Here is a 13,686-nt window from a genome sequence, read left to right on the forward strand (position 1 = left end):
GCAATGCGAAAACGTGGACGATTTCAGGTGCCTATATTGTAGGCGGCACCGATCAGGGTCTTGGTGTAATCCGCCTTCGGCGCGCTGAAAATAGCATCCGTCACCCCCTCTTCGACGATCCTGCCGTCCTTCATGACCACCACATAATCCGACATGGCGCGCACCACCGACAGGTCGTGGCTGATGAAGACATAGGACAGGCCGTGGCGGGATTGGAGATCGCGCAGAAGCTCGATCACCTGGCCCTGCACGGAGCGGTCGAGCGCCGAAGTCGGCTCATCGAGAATGACGGCCTGGGGTTTGAGGATCATCGCACGGGCAATGGCTATGCGCTGCCGCTGGCCGCCCGAAAACTCGTGCGGATAACGGTTGCGTGCCGCGGGATCGAGCCCGACCTCCCTCAACGCCTCGATCGCCCGCTTGTCGCGCTCGGCGCGGGTGAGTTGCGGCTCGTGTACATAGAGACCCTCGGTGATGATCTCGCCTACCGTCTGGCGCGGCGAGAGCGAACCATAGGGATCCTGGAACACCACCTGCATGCTGCGGCGAAGCGGCCGCATGCCCGTCCGGTCAAGGTCGGATATATCCGTTTTGCCGAACCGGTAGGCACCCTTGCTGGCGATGAGGCGCAATAGCGCGCGCCCGAGCGTCGATTTGCCCGAGCCGGACTCACCGACGATGCCGATCGTCTGCCCCTCGTGCAGGCTGATGCTGACATTGTCGACGGCACGGAAGGTGTTGGCGCGCTTCTTCAGGAAGCCACCGTCGATCTTGTAATCCACGACGACATTGCGGCCTTCGAGGATGATCGGCGCGTTGTCCGCCGGTGCCGCTTTGCGGCCATGCGGCTCGGCCTCGATCAGCATGCGCGTATAGTCGGCCTTCGGATTTCCGAAGATTTCGGCCGTCGCGCCCTGTTCCACCACTTCGCCATGCCGCATCACGACGACCCGCTCAGCGAAGTGCCGGACAATGCCGAGATCATGCGTGATCAGCACGATCGCCATGTCGAAGCGCTTCTGCAGATCGCGCAGCAGCTTGAGGATCTGCGCCTGGATAGTCACGTCGAGCGCCGTCGTCGGTTCGTCGGCGATCAGGATATCCGGCTCGTTGGCGAGCGCCATGGCGATCATCACGCGCTGGCGCTGGCCGCCGGACATTTCATGCGGATAGCTGTTGATGCGGCGCTCCGGGTCGGGAATGCCGACGAGTTTCAACAGCTCCAGCACGCGCGGCCGCGCCTCTTTCTGCGAGCCTCCGCGATGATGCACGATCACCTCGGCGATCTGCTTGCCGACAGGGTAGAGCGGATCGAGCGAGGTCATCGGCTCCTGGAAGATCATCGTGATCTTCGCGCCGCGGATCTCGTTCAAGGCTTTCGGGGGAAGGCCCACCATCTCCTGGCCGCGATATCTAGCCGAGCCAGACACGGTGCCGTTGCTGACGAGCAGGCCCATGATGCCCATCATGGTCTGGCTCTTGCCGGAACCGGATTCGCCCACCACCGCCAGCGTCTCGCCGGGGCGGACATCGAGGTTGATGCCCTTCACCGCGTTCACGTCGCCATCGGGCGTCGTGAACGAAACCTTCAGGCCGCGCACGGCGAGGATCGGTTCCATGGTCTTTTTCGTCTCTTCCATGTCAGCGATCCTTCGGGTCAAACGCGTCGCGCAGGCCATCGCCGACGAAATTCAGCGAGAACAGCGTGACGACGAAGAAGATGGCAGGGAAGATGAGCAGCCAGGGCGCCGACTGGATGTTGTTGGCACCTTCGGCGATCAGCGAGCCCCAGCTCGTCAGCGGCGCCTGGACGCCGAGGCCGAGGAAGGAGAGGAAGCTTTCGAGCAGGATCACCTTGGGCACGATGACGGTGACGAAGATGACGACCGGACCGATCGTGTTGGGAATGACGTGACGGCGGATGATCTGCCAGTCCGTCAGGCCGAGCGCCTCCGCCGCTCCGATGAATTCCCGCCGTTTCAGAGACAGGGTCTGCCCCCGCACAATACGGGCCATATCAAGCCATTCGACCGCCCCGATAACCAGGAAGATCAGAATGAAGCTGCGCCCGAAAAACACGACGAGCACCACAACGAGGAAGACGAAGGGCAGCGAATAGAGGATCTCGACGAAGCGCATCATGACATTGTCGACGCGCCCGCCCATATAGCCCGAGATCGCACCATAGGTGACGCCGATGCCGAGCGAGACGAGGCTGGCGAGCAGACCGACGGCGATGGAAATCTGCCCGCCGAGCATGACGCGCGCCATCAGGTCGCGGCCGTTGGTATCGGTGCCGAACAGGAAATATTCCCGATCGACGACGCCCTTGAGCGTGAGCTTGCGGCCCTCGTCTTCTTTTGCTGCCACCTCGGTCTTGTCGAACTCGTTGGCCCGGTCGAAATAGCGCGTGGCGCGCGGATCGATCGGGTCCTTGGCGGTGATCACGGCCGTGAAGGCCTCTCCCTCGACGGAGAAGGATTGCAGCTCGACGCGGGCGCGGGCGGCGACACTCTTCATCGCCTCTTCCAGCGTGTCCTCGCCCGGCCGCGGCTCAAGGCTCGGCGGTATGGTGACGTAAGAAGAGAAGACCTGATCATAGCTGTGGCTGATGAAGAACGGCCCGAAGAACGAGAAGCAGGCGATCAGCACCAGCATGACGGCGCCGGCCATCGCGGGCCGGTTGCGGCGGAACCGCATGACGGCGAGCTGGAAGAGGCTGCGGCCCTTCACCTCGGGCGCGGCGGAGAGGATGACATCAGTCATGGTGAACCCTCGGATCGAGCAGGCCATAGAGAATGTCGACAGCCAGGTTGAACACGATGACGAAGATGGCGATCAGCACGACCGTGCCCATGACGAGCGTATAGTCGCGATTGATCGCGCCGAGCACGAAATAGCGCCCGACACCGGGAATGGTGAAAATCGTCTCGACGACCGCCGAGCCGGTCAGGAGCGCGGCCGCGCAGGGTGCGAGATAGGAGACCACCGGCAGCATGGCGCCGCGCATGGCATGCACCACGACCACCGATTTTGCCGGCAGGCCATAGGCCCGCGCGGTGCGGATATGGTCGGTACGCAGGGCCTCGATCATCGAGCCGCGCGTGAGGCGGGCGAAGACGGCCAGCTGCGGGAGCGCAAGCGCGATCATCGGCAGGATGAGGAAACGCAACGATCCGTCCCCCCAGCCGCCGGCCGGCAGCCATGCAAGCGTGATGGCGAAGATCAGCGTCAGCACGGGGCCGACCACGAAATTCGGCACCGTCACGCCGACAGTCGCGACAGACATGACCGCGAAATCAAGCGCGCTGTTTTGCCGGAGTGCGGCGATCGTGCCGACGATGACGCCGCCGACGAGGGCGAGCAGCAACGCGTAGAAGCCGAGCTCCATCGAATAGGGCAGGCCCTTGCCGATCAGCTCGGCAACGCTGTTATCCTTGTAGATGTAGCTCGGACCGAAATCGCCGGTCAGCGCGTTGCTCATATAGGTGAGATATTGCCGCCAAAGCGGTTGATCGAGCTGGTAGGCCCGCATCAGGTTTTCCATCGTGGCGGGCGGCAGCGGTCGTTCGAGATTGAACGGGCCGCCGGGCGCAAAGCGCATCAGGAAAAAGGAAATCGTGACGACGATGAATAGCGTCGGCACGGCGCTGGCAAGGCGCCGCAGAACGAAAGCAAGCATGACCAGGTCTCCCCAGATACGCAGTGCGCGACCCTTCCGGGCCGCGCAGTTACGTTAGATCATTCGGAAACGCTGAGGAAGCGGCTGAGGTGCTGGTTGGCGGCATTGTCCTGCCAGCCCTGGACCTTGCCCGAGACGAGCCACAGATCGGCCTGCGTGAGGAACGGCGCGATCGGCTGCTCCTTCATGAGAACCGCTTCGGCATCATGCAGGACCTTGGCACGGGCCGCGGGGTCGCGCTCTTCATACGACGTCTTCATCAGAGCGTCGTAGTCGGCATTGTTGAACTGGCCGTAGTTGAAGGTCTTGTTGGTGCTGACGCTGAGGCCGAGGAAGTTTTCCGGGTCCGCATAGTCGGCGACCCAGCCGGCGCGCGCCACGTTGAACTTGCCGCCTTCCTGCAGGTAGGCGTAGTGCGAGGACACGTCGAGGTTCACCATCGAGACGTCGGCGCCGAAGGTGTTCTTCCACATGTCGGCCACGGCGGTGGCCACGCGCTCATGGTTCGGGTTGGTGTTGTAGCGGATCTCGATCTTCAGCGGCTTGCCGCCCTCGCCGTAGCCCGCTTCCTTCATCAGCTTGAGCGCCTCGTCCTCACGGTCGAGCTGCGACATGGTGCCGAAATCGGCGGTCGCCGGCGTATAGCCCTGGATGCCCGGAGGCACCATGGAATAGGCCGGAAGCTGCGAACCGGAATAGATTTCCTTGGCGAGGAAGTCGCGGTCGACGGCCATGGAGAGCGCGCGGCGCACACGCACGTCGCTATAGGGCTCCTGGCGGGTGTCGAAGGCGTAGTAATAGGTGGCAAGCGTCGGCGAGACATGCACCTGATCGCCATAGCTCTTCTTCAGGCGCTCGATCTGGTCGGCCGAGAAATTGTAGACGAGGTCCATTTCCTTGGCCTCGAAGCGGCGCACGGACGCGGCCTGGTCATCGATCGGATAGAAGACCACCTTGTCGAGCTTGACGTTTGTGGCATCCCAGTAGCTGGCATTCTTCTCGACGACGAGGTTGTCGTTGGGAACATGGCTAACCAGCTTGAAAGCGCCGTTCGACACCATCGTGCCGGGCTTGACGAAGTCGGCGCCGTTCTTCTCGACACTTGCCTTGGAAACCGGCAGCGCCGTCTGGTGCGCCAGGAGTTCGAGGAAGAAGGGTGTCGGGCGCTCCAGCGTGATTTCGACAGTCTTGGCGTCCACGGCCTTCACGCCGAGCTGGTCGAGCCCGAGTTCGCCCTTGTTGACCTTTTCGGCGTTCTTGATCGGGTAGAGAATGTTGGCGTAACCGGCCGCCGTCTTCGGGTCCTCGACGCGGGTGAACGAGAAGGCGAAATCCTCCGCCGTCACCGGCGAACCGTCCGACCACTTGGCGTTTTCGCGCAGCTTGAACGTGTAGACCGTGCCGTCGTCGGAGACGGTCCAGCTTTCGGCAGCACCGGGCACGATCTTGCCGGCGGCGTCATAGATCGTCAGGCCTTCATAAAGATCCTTGAGGATGAACTCCTCGATATTGATGGAGGTGTGCGCCTGGTCGAGCGTCTGCGGCTCGCCGGCATTGCCGCGGTGGAGCACCGCTTCGGCAAGTGCCGGGCTTGCGCCGATGAGGATCGCACCGGCCAGAAGTGCCGCACGAAAACCGATCATTTTGTTTGCCATTTTGTTGTCCTTCCCCGTTGTTGTTTTTTGGGTGCACAATCAATTGTCGCTGTTTTGTCCATTGGCAAGACCCCAAAAACAGGAAATCCATCGCGCGCCTGCAACCAGCGCGACGCTCGCAAAAGCAGGAAAAACACGGCCTTAAGCGTAGCGAAGACCTGGCAAGTGAGAAGAATATTTCCATTTGCCCAAATTATTCGCAGTTTTCTGCCCACCGTTTTGCACGAATTTCTGCGATTGATCCGCCATCGAACACGAGCCAGAAACGGAGTCCCACGATGAACTGGTTGAAGACCCTCGCTGCCGCCGCAGCGCTCCAGGCCGCCATCCTCGCACCCGCCCATGCCGGCGAAAACCTCGCCGCCGTCCAGTCGGCCGGTGCCCTGAAGATCGGCACCGAAGGCACCTACGCGCCCTTCACCTACCACGACACCGATGGCAAGCTGGTCGGCTTCGACGTCGAGATCGGGGAAGCCATCGCCAAGAAGCTTGGCGTCAAGGCCGAGTTTCTCGAAGGCAAGTGGGACGGCCTGATCGCCGGCCTCGACGCCAACCGCTACGACGCCGTGATCAACCAGGTCGGCATCACCGAAGCGCGCAAGCAGAAGTATGACTTCTCCGAGCCCTATATCGCCTCCAAGGCTGTTCTGATCGTGCGCGCCGACGACGACAGCATCAAAGGCTTCGCCGATCTGAAGGGCAAGAAGTCCGCCCAGTCGCTGACCAGCAACTTCGGCAAGATCGCCGAGGGCGCCGGCGCCGAACTCGTCGGTACCGACGGCTTCGACCAGTCGATCCAGCTCGTGCTGACCGGCCGCGCCGATGCCACGATCAACGACAGCCTGTCCTTCCTCGACTTCAAGAAGCACAAGCCCGATGCCAACGTGAAGATCGCCGCCGAGCAGGAAAATGCCGATTATTCCGGCGTGATCATCCGCAAGGGCGAGCCGGAACTCCTGGAAGCGATCAACAAGGCGCTTGTCGATATCAAGGCCGACGGCACCTATAAGGCGATCTCCGACAAGTATTTCGGCCAGGACGTCTCGAAGTAATCACGAGGCGGCCGCTTCGCGGCGGCGTTTTCCTGTCCTATAGATGAAACGACCAACTGGCCGGGGATACCCCCGGCCAGCCGCATTTCGGAGGGTTTCCCGTGCCGCCGTGGCTTCAACTGATGCTGGACTCGCTTGCGCCCCTTCTGTGGGCAGCGCTTGTCTTCACCATTCCGCTCACCCTCCTGTCCTTCGTGCTGGGGCTGACACTCGGCCTGCTCACCGCCATCGCACGGCTGTTCGGGCCGAAGCCGCTCGTTGCCGTCGCCCGCTTCTATGTCTGGGTGATCCGCGGCACGCCGCTGCTGGTGCAGCTCTTCGTCATCTTCTACGGCCTGCCGAGCGTCGGCATCCTGCTCGACGCCTTCCCGGCCGCGCTGATCGGCTTCACCCTGAATGTCGGCGCCTACACGTCGGAGATCATCCGCGCCGTCATTTCCTCGGTGCCGCGCGGCCAGTGGGAGGCCGCCTATTCGATCGGCATGAGCTGGTCGCAGGCCATGCGCCGCACCATCCTGCCGCAGGCAACGCGCGTCGCCGTGCCGCCGCTCTCCAACACGTTCATCTCGCTGGTGAAGGACACCTCGCTTGCCGCTGCAGTCACCGTGCCGGAACTTTTCCAGACGGCCCAGCGCATCGTCGCCACCACCTATGAGCCGCTGATCCTCTATATCGAGGCGGCGCTGATCTACCTGGCATTGAGCTCCGTACTGTCTGCCCTGCAGGTGCGGCTGGAGAAGCGCTTTGCCCGCTATGGCGGCTTCCTGGAGGCGCGCACATGATCGAACTCAGCCACATCGAAAAACGCTTCGGCGACAACCACGTCCTGCGCGACATCAGCCTCAACCTCGCGGAAGGCACCGTGACGGCGCTCGTCGGCCCCTCGGGCGGCGGCAAGAGCACGCTGCTGCGCTGCATCAACCTCCTGGAGACACCGACTTCGGGCTCCATCAAGCTGGGCGACGAGAAGATCGACTTCGCGCCCGGCCGCAAGGTCGGCTGGGACGCGATCCAGAAGCTGCGCCGACAGACCGGCATGGTCTTCCAGAATTTCCAGCTCTTCCCGCACCAGACAGCCATCGCCAATGTGATGGAGGGCCTCGTCACCGTCTTGAAATGGCCCGCCGACAAGGCCCGCGCCCGAGCGCTGGAACTGCTCGAAAAGGTCGGGATGGCGCATAAGGCAGATGCCTGGCCGGCGACGCTGTCCGGCGGCCAGCAGCAGCGCGTCGCCATTGCCCGAGCGCTCGCCCCATCGCCGCGCGTCCTTCTCTGTGACGAACCGACCTCCGCGCTTGATCCGGAACTTGCCGAAGAAGTCGTCGAAGTGCTGAGCCGGCTCGCGCGCGAAGGCACGACGATGGTCATGGCGACGCACGACCTGCGGCTGGCCTCGCGCGTTGCCGACGCGGTTGTTTTCCTCGATGGCGGCGTGGTCGTCGAACAAGGCGCACCCCGCGCGATCTTCTCGGCACCGGAGCGGGAACGCACGAAAAAATTCATCGCTTCGCTCAGCGCACCACAGAACTACGACATTTAGACTGCACGCGACCTCACGTTACGGTAGCGAGTAATTCCGCCGTGCGGCAGTTGCATCCGCGCTACGATTCAAGCAGAGTGACGGGATATTTGTATCTCGCCATGCCCCGGCATGCTTCAAGGGGAGAAAGTCTCATGAACAAAAAAGTCCCGAATCCGATCGACATCTTCGTCGGTTCCCGCGTCCGCCTGCGCAGGCTGATGGTGGGCATGAGCCAGGAAGCACTGGCCGACCGGCTGGGCGTAACGTTCCAGCAGGTGCAGAAATACGAGAAGGGCACCAACCGCATCAGCGCAAGCCGCCTTCAGGCGATTTCCGACGTCTTCCGCGTGCCGCCGAGCTTCTTTTTTCAGGACGATGACAGCAGTGCGCCCGCCGCAGGCGCCGGACACGAGACGGGCGACGTTTCCACCTTCGTTTCCTCCAAGGAAGGCCTCGACCTCAACCGCGCTTTCCTGAAGATCGAGGATGCCGGTGTGCGCAAGTCGATCATCCAGCTCGCGACCGCGCTTTCAAAGGCAAGCGCCGCCGACACGGCGGGCGATCGCACCGACACCGCACCGGAACTGCGGATCTGACCCTAAATGCCGGCACGGCTGCAGACGTTCGGTCATCTGCGCCTGCTCGATGAGGGCGGCAACGATATCGTCTTTCCTGAAAAGGCGCTTCTGATCCTCTGCTATATGCGCACGCGCGGCCTGACACACATGTCGCGCGCCGAGGCGGTCGGCCTCTTCTGGGACGAGGCCAACATGGCCGCGTCCTATGCCAGCCTCCGCCAGACCGTGTCGCGGGTGCAGAAGCGTCAGCGCGAACTCGGCCGGATTTATCTCACCTTCACGGACGCGTCGATCACGCTCGGCCCCGAGCCTGTCGAAAGTGATGTCGACCGGGTGCACGACGGTGCAAGCCTTGTCGAATTGTCGGGTCTTTTGACCGACGACTTTCTGAAATATGTCAGGCAGCCCGGCAGGGCTCTGACGAGCTGGATCACGTTGCAGCGAGCCGCGCATATGGCGCTCCTGCGCCGCACGCTCTTGAACGGCGCAGTGCGCGACGGCACTGGAAACCAGCGACAGGTTCGCTCCGCAGCAGCGCTTCGCCTGCTGGAAAACAGTCCCGACGACGACGAGGTCCGGGCGACACTGACCGGCCGGCAATCGGTTCCCGCATCGTTGATGACCCTGCGGTCTCCGGCGCCGGCCCCGGCCCCGAACACGGTGGAAATCACGGCTCCCGGGTCGATGCCGCCCCGCGTCGTGCTGCTGCCGCCGGTCACCTCCTTCACTTCGCGCAATGCGACCCGGTTCTGCGAAGCCCTGATCGAGGACGTGACCATCGGCCTGTGCGCCCTGCGCTCGATCTCGATCATCGCGCCACATACGGCTGCGCAGATCTCGTTGCAGGCTGACCGTGCCGCCACCTATGAGCGACACAAGATCAGCTATATCCTCGAGACGCGCCTGCGCGACGAAGGCGATAGCCACACACTTTTCAGCCAGCTCATCTTCTTCGGCAGCGACGAAGTGATTTGGGCCGAACGTTTCCCGCTCTCGGCGGAAGGCCTCGCCCGCTCTCGGCAGATGATGGCACTGCAGATCGCCGGTGCATTGGCGACCCAGATCGAGAGGAACGAACTCGTTCGCACGGACTACGAACGGGACGCCGGCGCCTATCGCAGCTTCCTGATCGGAGAGAGTTTTCTGAAGAAGCTCGACCTGCGCGACATCCGCCGCGCCCGCAAGAGCTTTCGCGAGTCCCTGCAGGTGCGGCCCGATTTCGCACCCGCGATGGGCGGGCTCTCGCGCAGTTACTTCCTCGAATGGCTCGTCACGGCGCGTGGCGACGCAGACCTTCTGAAGAAGGCGGAACGGCAAGCGGAAGAAACCGTCCGCACCGACGATCACCTTCCCTCGGGCTATCGTGAACTCGGCGTCGCAAAGCTCTATGCGCGCCAGTTCGATGAAAGTGCCGAGCATCTGGAACGGGCCGAAACCCTCAGTCCAAACCATGCGAATGTCGTTGCGAGTTATGCCGACACGCTGGTCCAGGGCTCGCGCCCGGACCTCGGCCTGAAGAAGATTCAGCGGGCGATCGACCTCAATCCCCTTCCGCCGGACGACTATTACTGGATTGCCGCCGGCGCGAGCTATTCCATCGGACTTTACGAACAGGCCCTCGACTATATCGCCCGCATGAAGGACCGCTCCCCAACAGACCGCCTCGCGGCGGCAAGCTGGGGCATGCTGGGCGACACCAGCAAGGCGCGGCAGTTCATTCGCCGCACCTACAATGTTCATCCCAACTTCGACCTCGACAGCTGGATGGCAATCGTTCCTTTCAAGGAGGAATGGCAGCGCCAGCACTATTACGAGGGCTTGAAGAAGGCCGGTTTCTGACGACGACGCTCCATAGAAAGGGATCGCGACATGGCAAATATCGTTGTGCTGGGTGTGGAAGGCGAGGACGGCCTCTGGGTGGTCGATTTCACCGCGGGAACCGTAGCGGCCTTGCCCGTACCTTCAACCGGCGCCCTGAAGGCGGCCGACGACCTGCGCAAGGCGGGTGCGACCATCACCAAGGGTGTCAACCTCGCCGCGCTCGCAACATCCGTGGACGCCGCTTCCGGCGGCTACATGGATGCTGGTGGCGGCTACATGGACGCCGATGGCGGATACATGGACAAGTGAGGAGGCCTCGACAGGCCGCAGCGTGAATCCCTACTCGGACCGCATCTGCGGCCCCGATGAAACCTGGAGCCGGATCGAGGCACTGCTGCCTCGGTTCGGCGTCACGCGCCTCTCTCGCCTGACAGGCCTGGACCGGGTCGGCATTCCCGTGTGGAACGCCGTCAGCCCGAATGCGCGTTCCATCGTCATCAACCAGGGCAAGGGCATCACCGACATCGACGCCAAGGTCTCCGCCGCCATGGAAGCGCTGGAGCGGGCGGTTGCCGGCGATCCGCTCGTCCCGGCGCGGAAAACCTCGCGCCGGGCCCTTGCCGCTGCTGGCGAGGCCTGCCTGCCGCTCGACATTTTCATTGCGGCCGGCCAACCGTTCCTCGACGAGGATGAGGAACTGGACTGGCTGGCGGGCCACGATGTCGTGACAGGCGCCTGTGTCTGGATGCCGCGCGAGGCCATCTGTCTCGACCGGACCAACCCGACACCCCGCTTCTGGCAATCCTCCGATGGCCTGGCCTCCGGCAATTCGGATGGCGAGGCGATTCTGCATGGCCTGCTGGAGCGCATCGAGCGGGATGCCGATCGGCTCTGGCGTCTCATGCCGCGCATGCGGCGCCTGGCCTGCGCCATCGATCCGGCCCGCATCGACGACCCCGTCGTCACGCAGCTTACGGACCGCATCCGTGACGCCGGCCTCGATCTGAGACTCTTCGACATCACCAGCGATCTTGCCGTCCCCACCTATGCCGCCGTGCTCGCAAACGAGGGCCTTGCCGAAAAGCAGCAGCCGCTCTTCCACGATGCGACGATCGGCTATGGCACACATCCGATAGCATCCCGTGCCGTGATCCGGGCGCTCACCGAAGTCGCACAATCACGCCTCACCTATATCAGCGGCGCGCGCGACGACCTCTTCGCCGAGAGCTTCACCCGATCGCTGGCACCGGAGACACGGGCCCTGTTCGAGGCCAAGCCAGGGCCGGCCAGGACCTACCCCTCGCCGAAGGGCGATGCCGCAGCCCTCCTTGCTGACTGCCTCGACAAGCTGGCGGCCGGCGGCATAACCCCCGTCCTCGCCGTGCCTCTGGGCGATGCCTCGCTGCCGGTTTCGGTCGTCAAGATCGTCGTGCCGGCGCTGGAAAATCCCGAGGGCGCGCGCCGGCACACCGTCGGCCCGCGTGCGCTGTCCCGCATGCTCTTCGGTTCGGCATGAAAGTCCTCTTCGTCGGCCCGAGCCTGCCCGATGCAGCCATCCTGTGTGGCGGTGCTATCCGCGTGCTTCCACCGGCCGCACACGGCGATGTGCTGGCGGCGGTGCGAGCAGACGCCACGGCAATCGGCATTGTCGATGGCAATTTCGAGCATGTCGCCCCCGTCTGGCACAAGGAGATTCTGCACGCGCTTGACAACGGCGTGACCGTCTTCGGTGCCGCCAGCATGGGGGCACTGCGCGCCGCGGAATGCGATACGTTCGGCATGCTCGGCATCGGCCGCATCTATGAGGACTACGCGACGGGGCGCCGGATCGATGATGCCGACGTGGCCCTGCTGCATGGCCCGGCCGAATTGGGCTATCCCGCACTATCGCTTCCGCTCGTCAATGCCGACGCCACGCTGGACCGGCTGGAGGCGCTCGATGCCATTGATAAGCATGACCTATCCAGACTGCGTGATGTTGCCGGCAGCCTTTTCTACAAGGATCGGACCTGGCAGGCGGTCCTGAAAAAGGCAGAGAGCAGAGAAAGTGAAGCCTCTCTCCTACAACTTCTCCACGCAACAACCGTGAACCAGAAGCGCGAGGATGCGCTCGCCCTCGTTGCCGCGATGTTGTCATTTCTGCCGGAAGGCCCTGCCAAACAGGGAAACTGGACCTTTCGGTCCACATCGCTCTGGCGCAGCGCGGCCGATCAACCCGCAGCGAAGCGAAACGTGTAGTTTCCCATTCCGCGTGTGTCACGCTCGAGTCACGCGCGCGAATCCCGAGTCACGCCTATAGTTCAGTCAGGGCTTGAAACAGGCTTTTCTCTGGGGGCATGACACATGAACATCGATATCACGGAAACGGAAGACCGCACCACCGAACTGATCGCCCTGGCGCGTCTCGTGGCCTTTGCAATCGAATCCGCCAAATCGCTGGATGCGGAAATCGTGGAATTTTGCCTAGACAAGGCGTTGCACGCGGTACTCGAGCAGATCGCCGAGCCGGCCCGCATGACGCTGACGGCAAGCGATATCACACTGATGAACCGGTCGGCGCTCTGCTGAGCAGGACCCGTCCTCAGCCGACACACGCCCCGTACGGCGTCGATCGCGCGCGGCCAGCCCAATGCGAGCCCGCGCCGACTTCTCTGTGTCGCCGATGGGGAAGCGCCTTCTAACCGTTCACAACCGCGTCATCCATTCTCTTCGAGCCGGCAAAGTGCGCTTTGCACCTTTTCGAGGGCGCAAGCACCGCTTAGGTCGGAGCACGAGACGGCCATTCCGGCGTCCGCAAGGAAGAATGGCATGTTGGATCAGGCCGGCACGACCCGATTCGGCCCAAAGGGCTGGCAGCAAGGCTACGGGATGGAGCATCATCCCAGCGTAACACGGCCTCGTTGGCCATGAGCGCCCTTGCCGCCTATGGCAGCCTCTTTCTCGCGGCCTTCCTTGCCGCAACCATTCTGCCCGCGCAATCGGAAGCGGTGCTTGCCGGCTTGCTCGCCAGCGGCGACTATGCTCCTGGCCTGCTCATCCTCGTCGCCGGTACCGGCAATGTGCTCGGTGCCGTCGTCAACTGGCTGCTCGGCCGGGGCGTCGAACGCCATCGTCATGCCCGCTGGTTCCCGGTTGGCGCCAAGAGCCTCGAGCGTGCCGGACGCTGGTATCGCCGCTATGGCTGGTGGAGCCTGCTTCTCAGCTGGCTGCCGATCGTCGGCGATCCGCTGACACTGGCCGCCGGCATCATGCGCGAACCGTTTGCGCGTTTCCTCCTCGTCGTCGCCATTGCCAAGTTCGGCCGCTACGTCGTGCTCGCCGCCTTTGTCCTGCATTGGTTCTGATTTTTTTCGCCGATGATGGAATGAGTGCCGCG

The 13,686-nt window shown here is 63.2% G+C and carries 14 protein-coding genes; 10 read left to right on the forward strand and 4 right to left on the reverse strand.

All coding sequences use genetic code 11. The features are described 5' to 3' along the window. Nucleotides 1-23: 23 nt before the first annotated feature. The 4 genes from MUU55_RS20345 to MUU55_RS20360 are packed head-to-tail and all read right to left on the reverse strand — an operon-like array spanning nt 24 to nt 5,337. Nucleotides 24-1,640: an ABC transporter ATP-binding protein gene (locus MUU55_RS20345; RefSeq protein ID WP_244762586.1), complete on the reverse strand. Its 1,617-nt coding sequence runs from the start codon at nt 1,638-1,640 to the stop codon at nt 24-26. Between the two features lies 1 nt (nt 1,641). After that, nucleotides 1,642-2,766, reverse strand: coding sequence for an ABC transporter permease (locus MUU55_RS20350; protein WP_244762587.1), 1,125 nt, complete (start codon nt 2,764-2,766; stop codon nt 1,642-1,644). After that, entirely contained in the window at nt 2,759-3,682 is a 924-nt protein-coding gene (gene oppB / locus MUU55_RS20355) for an oligopeptide ABC transporter permease OppB (RefSeq protein ID WP_244762588.1), read from the reverse strand. Before oppB ends, MUU55_RS20350 begins: the two co-directional genes overlap by 8 nt. Nucleotides 3,683-3,741: 59 nt before the next feature. Continuing rightward, complete coding sequence (locus tag MUU55_RS20360) at nt 3,742-5,337, reverse strand: peptide ABC transporter substrate-binding protein (RefSeq protein WP_244762589.1); 1,596 nt, start codon at nt 5,335-5,337, stop codon at nt 3,742-3,744. Between the two features lie 278 nt (nt 5,338-5,615). Here MUU55_RS20360 and MUU55_RS20365 point away from each other — a divergent pair, with 278 nt between their 5' ends. The 10 genes from MUU55_RS20365 (at nt 5,616) to MUU55_RS20410 (ending at nt 13,654) form a co-directional block, all read left to right on the forward strand. Then, entirely contained in the window at nt 5,616-6,389 is a 774-nt protein-coding gene (locus MUU55_RS20365; RefSeq protein ID WP_244762590.1) for an amino acid ABC transporter substrate-binding protein, read from the forward strand. Between the two features lie 101 nt (nt 6,390-6,490). Next, nucleotides 6,491-7,171, forward strand: a complete 681-nt coding sequence (locus tag MUU55_RS20370; RefSeq protein ID WP_117370703.1) for an amino acid ABC transporter permease — start codon at nt 6,491-6,493, stop codon at nt 7,169-7,171. Continuing rightward, nucleotides 7,168-7,929 carry an amino acid ABC transporter ATP-binding protein gene (locus MUU55_RS20375; protein ID WP_244762591.1) on the forward strand — a complete coding sequence of 254 codons (762 nt, stop codon included), beginning with the start codon at nt 7,168-7,170 and terminating at the stop codon, nt 7,927-7,929. Before MUU55_RS20370 ends, MUU55_RS20375 begins: the two co-directional genes overlap by 4 nt. Before the next feature lie 134 nt (nt 7,930-8,063). Continuing rightward, nucleotides 8,064-8,507, forward strand: a complete 444-nt coding sequence (locus MUU55_RS20380) for a helix-turn-helix domain-containing protein (protein ID WP_244762592.1) — start codon at nt 8,064-8,066, stop codon at nt 8,505-8,507. A gap of 6 nt (nt 8,508-8,513) precedes the next feature. Further along, nucleotides 8,514-10,328, forward strand: coding sequence for a tetratricopeptide repeat protein (locus MUU55_RS20385; RefSeq protein WP_244762593.1), 1,815 nt, complete (start codon nt 8,514-8,516; stop codon nt 10,326-10,328). Nucleotides 10,329-10,358: 30 nt separating this feature from the next. After that, a complete protein-coding gene (locus MUU55_RS20390) occupies nt 10,359-10,619 on the forward strand; it encodes a hypothetical protein (protein WP_244762594.1) in 261 nt (86 codons plus the stop codon). Further along, on the forward strand, nt 10,597-11,826 hold the full coding sequence (locus MUU55_RS20395) for a YcaO-like family protein (protein ID WP_244762595.1): 1,230 nt from the start codon (nt 10,597-10,599) through the stop codon (nt 11,824-11,826). Before MUU55_RS20390 ends, MUU55_RS20395 begins: the two co-directional genes overlap by 23 nt. Beyond that, nucleotides 11,823-12,548 carry a TfuA-like protein gene (locus tag MUU55_RS20400; RefSeq protein ID WP_244762596.1) on the forward strand — a complete coding sequence of 242 codons (726 nt, stop codon included), beginning with the start codon at nt 11,823-11,825 and terminating at the stop codon, nt 12,546-12,548. Before MUU55_RS20395 ends, MUU55_RS20400 begins: the two co-directional genes overlap by 4 nt. Before the next feature lie 105 nt (nt 12,549-12,653). Further along, entirely contained in the window at nt 12,654-12,878 is a 225-nt protein-coding gene (locus tag MUU55_RS20405; RefSeq protein WP_244762597.1) for a hypothetical protein, read from the forward strand. Nucleotides 12,879-13,216: 338 nt separating this feature from the next. Beyond that, a complete protein-coding gene (locus MUU55_RS20410) occupies nt 13,217-13,654 on the forward strand; it encodes a YqaA family protein (RefSeq protein WP_244762598.1) in 438 nt (145 codons plus the stop codon). Nucleotides 13,655-13,686 lie beyond the last annotated feature (32 nt).

It is taken from the genome of Shinella curvata (assembly GCF_022899935.1).
GTDB lineage: Bacteria > Pseudomonadota > Alphaproteobacteria > Rhizobiales > Rhizobiaceae > Shinella > Shinella curvata.

Excerpts from the sequence above, each read along its gene's own strand:
- MUU55_RS20345 (WP_244762586.1), bottom strand. The coding sequence starts at position 1,640 with ATGGAAGAGACGAAAAAGACCATGGAACCGATCCTCGCCGTGCGCGGC.
- MUU55_RS20350 (WP_244762587.1), bottom strand. The coding sequence starts at position 2,766 with ATGACTGATGTCATCCTCTCCGCCGCGCCCGAGGTGAAGGGCCGCAGC.
- oppB (WP_244762588.1), bottom strand. The coding sequence starts at position 3,682 with ATGCTTGCTTTCGTTCTGCGGCGCCTTGCCAGCGCCGTGCCGACGCTA.
- MUU55_RS20360 (WP_244762589.1), bottom strand. The coding sequence starts at position 5,337 with ATGGCAAACAAAATGATCGGTTTTCGTGCGGCACTTCTGGCCGGTGCG.
- MUU55_RS20365 (WP_244762590.1), top strand. The coding sequence starts at position 5,616 with ATGAACTGGTTGAAGACCCTCGCTGCCGCCGCAGCGCTCCAGGCCGCC.
- MUU55_RS20375 (WP_244762591.1), top strand. The coding sequence starts at position 7,168 with ATGATCGAACTCAGCCACATCGAAAAACGCTTCGGCGACAACCACGTC.
- MUU55_RS20380 (WP_244762592.1), top strand. The coding sequence starts at position 8,064 with ATGAACAAAAAAGTCCCGAATCCGATCGACATCTTCGTCGGTTCCCGC.
- MUU55_RS20385 (WP_244762593.1), top strand. The coding sequence starts at position 8,514 with ATGCCGGCACGGCTGCAGACGTTCGGTCATCTGCGCCTGCTCGATGAG.
- MUU55_RS20390 (WP_244762594.1), top strand. The coding sequence starts at position 10,359 with ATGGCAAATATCGTTGTGCTGGGTGTGGAAGGCGAGGACGGCCTCTGG.
- MUU55_RS20395 (WP_244762595.1), top strand. The coding sequence starts at position 10,597 with ATGGCGGATACATGGACAAGTGAGGAGGCCTCGACAGGCCGCAGCGTG.
- MUU55_RS20400 (WP_244762596.1), top strand. The coding sequence starts at position 11,823 with ATGAAAGTCCTCTTCGTCGGCCCGAGCCTGCCCGATGCAGCCATCCTG.
- MUU55_RS20405 (WP_244762597.1), top strand. The coding sequence starts at position 12,654 with ATGAACATCGATATCACGGAAACGGAAGACCGCACCACCGAACTGATC.
- MUU55_RS20410 (WP_244762598.1), top strand. The coding sequence starts at position 13,217 with ATGAGCGCCCTTGCCGCCTATGGCAGCCTCTTTCTCGCGGCCTTCCTT.